Annotated in this window: 2 protein-coding genes; both read left to right on the top strand. The window is 53.7% G+C overall.

Annotated features, from left to right (window positions below; all coding sequences use genetic code 11):
• Positions 1-220 precede the first annotated feature (220 nt).
• Positions 221-1,261 (top strand): calcium-binding protein, encoded by a 1,041-nt coding sequence (locus tag JKG68_RS31945; protein ID WP_202066402.1) that lies wholly within the window; start codon positions 221-223, stop codon positions 1,259-1,261.
• Positions 1,262-1,834: 573 nt separating this feature from the next.
• The gene (locus JKG68_RS31940; protein ID WP_202066400.1) at positions 1,835-2,212 is read left to right on the top strand and encodes a hypothetical protein; all 378 of its coding nucleotides are present in this window, start codon (positions 1,835-1,837) and stop codon (positions 2,210-2,212) included.
• The last annotated feature ends 74 nt before the right edge of the window (positions 2,213-2,286 follow it).

The following is a 2,286-nucleotide window of genomic DNA, read 5'->3' as shown; positions in this document are numbered from 1 at the left end:
ACCTGCATGTCATTGCACTGGTCTGCATCATGCTACGGCAGGCTGTAAACTACATCGCAGTCCATAACAGCCTCTAGGGAACGATCTCCTCGAAGGAGGAACAGGTTTCGACTTTGTCTCCTACGCCGCTGCCACAAGTGCAGTAACTGTTTCGCTGAAAAGCCCAGTTCTGAACAGCGGCACTCATGCGGCTGGCGATATCTACGACAGCATCCAGGGAGTGATCGGCTCAGCGTTCAACGACCAGATCACGGGAGATCTGGACATCAATCATCTCATCGGCGGCGAGGGAAGCGACACCCTGGATGGCGGAGCCGGTGCCGATACCTTGGACGGCGGTGCGGGCGACGATGTTTACATCGACCCCTTTGGAGACACGGTCATTGATGTCTCCGGATTCGATACGATCCGGACAAGCCGCAATTTCACACTTGCTGAAGGCCTTGCGATTGAAAATCTGGTCGCTCTCAACCCGGCTGGCAGCGCCGGGTTGCATCTCATCGGGAACAGCCTCGACAACACGTTGATCGGCACACGAGGGGCCGACCATCTCGATGGAAGAGGTGGCAGGGACGTTCTCATCGGCGGCCTCGGCGACGACAGCTATGTGCTGGATAGCGCTGACGATGCGGTGAAGGAAGTCGGCAGTGGAGGCTTCGACACGGTTCTCGTCTCCACGAGCTATGCTCTTTCCGCCGATGCCGAGATCGAGCTGTTGAGCCTCCAAGACCCAACAAGCAAGGCGTCATTCAATCTCTCCGGCTCGAGCTCCGCTAACGCGATCACGGGAGGAGCGGGCAACGACGTCATCAAGGGCTACAACGGGGATGATGTTCTGAAAGCAGGGTCAGACTTCGATCAAGTCTATGGAGGCGCCGGCAACGACACAATATTCGGCGGATCAGGCACTGATCGGCTGTATGGGGAAGGGGGCCGCGATATCTTCGTCTTCGACGCCAGTCCACTCAAAGTCAATATCGATCGCATTTACAAATACAACCCTAAGGAGGATACGATCTGGCTTGACAACGACGTGTTCGCAAAGCTCGGCAAAGGCAGCTTTACAGCGCCGAAGAAGGCGAAATCCGGCATGTTCGTCAAGGGCGTGAAGGCCAAGGACTCCTCCGACCGAATTATCTACGACGACAAGACAGGCTCTCTCTATTTCGACAGGGACGGCACCGGCTCCGCCGCGAAGGTGAAGATCGCGATTCTGGAGAAGAAGCTCAAGCTGACCTACCACGATTTCTTCGTGGTTTGACAGAATGGAAAAGCCTGAGCCTGCAGCATGGAGTCCGTTCGGCAGCTTACGGGCGCTTTGCAAACCGGCTGAGGTGAGCGGCAGCGCCCATAGTAGCGAGTGTAGGATCCTACGTTATTGAAGTGATGCTCGGACCTATGCTTAACACAGGTTCTCCCCACGATCATTGCGGACGTGACTGCTCTCCTCGACCGCACTTCATCGGGAGCGCTACAGCATATACCTCCACAAAGCTGCTCATTATCCTGAGCCAGAGGAAGTTTCAAAACAATCTATTTGGGGTTTTCATAGAGCCAAACATCGAAATATGATGTCGCTCATACAAATGCTTTAGGTTTAGAAAATAAATTTAGGTATTTATCTCTGAGTTCTACCCGAACATATTGGATCCATGACACTAATCTATGGCTTTATCTGTTCTGGTTGAAAGCGCCATACCCCACATGCGGCGATAAGGCAGCTCCTTCTCTCCATAAACCATAAATTCATTTGGTTCACACGGGAGTTTACTCATGTTAGGAAATGGTATAACAAATCATTTAAATCATTATTCTCACGTGTGCAGGGTGTAGCATGAAATCGTTCCTCGGCGACAGCTTCTCGATCGCAACCGGCGGCTCAGGGCATATGAAGCCCAAGCTGGCAGCTCTGAAGAACGGTGGCTTTGTGGCGGTCTGGCAAGCCAACGACGGCAGCGGGCTTGGCATCAAGATGCAGATGCTCGACGGCTCTGGTAAGCCCGTCGGCGCGATTCGCTCGGTGAACACTGCGATCACCAATGAGCAAAGCGCACCCGACGTCGCAGTGCTGATTGATGGCAGCATCGTTGTGACATGGGACAGCGCCAACTCCACGACCTGGGATGTTCGGAAGCGGATGTTCAATCCTGATGGCAGCCCGAAAGACACATTCGATTCTCTGGCTGCTGATGCAAGCGACAGCGGTACTTAGTCGGCCCTGAATAACCCACAACTTGTTGGGATTGAAGGATTCTTCGTCATCGCGAAGCATCGTAAAATGCCGGT

This window comes from Microvirga aerilata (genome assembly GCF_016743775.1).
Taxonomy (GTDB): Bacteria; Pseudomonadota; Alphaproteobacteria; order Rhizobiales; family Beijerinckiaceae; genus Microvirga; species Microvirga aerilata.
This window is presented reverse-complemented; position numbering and strand designations above follow the sequence as displayed.

Bases quoted from the DNA above. Each gene is read 5' to 3' on its own strand.
- JKG68_RS31940 (WP_202066400.1), top strand. From the start codon at position 1,835: ATGAAATCGTTCCTCGGCGACAGCTTCTCGATCGCAACCGGCGGCTCA.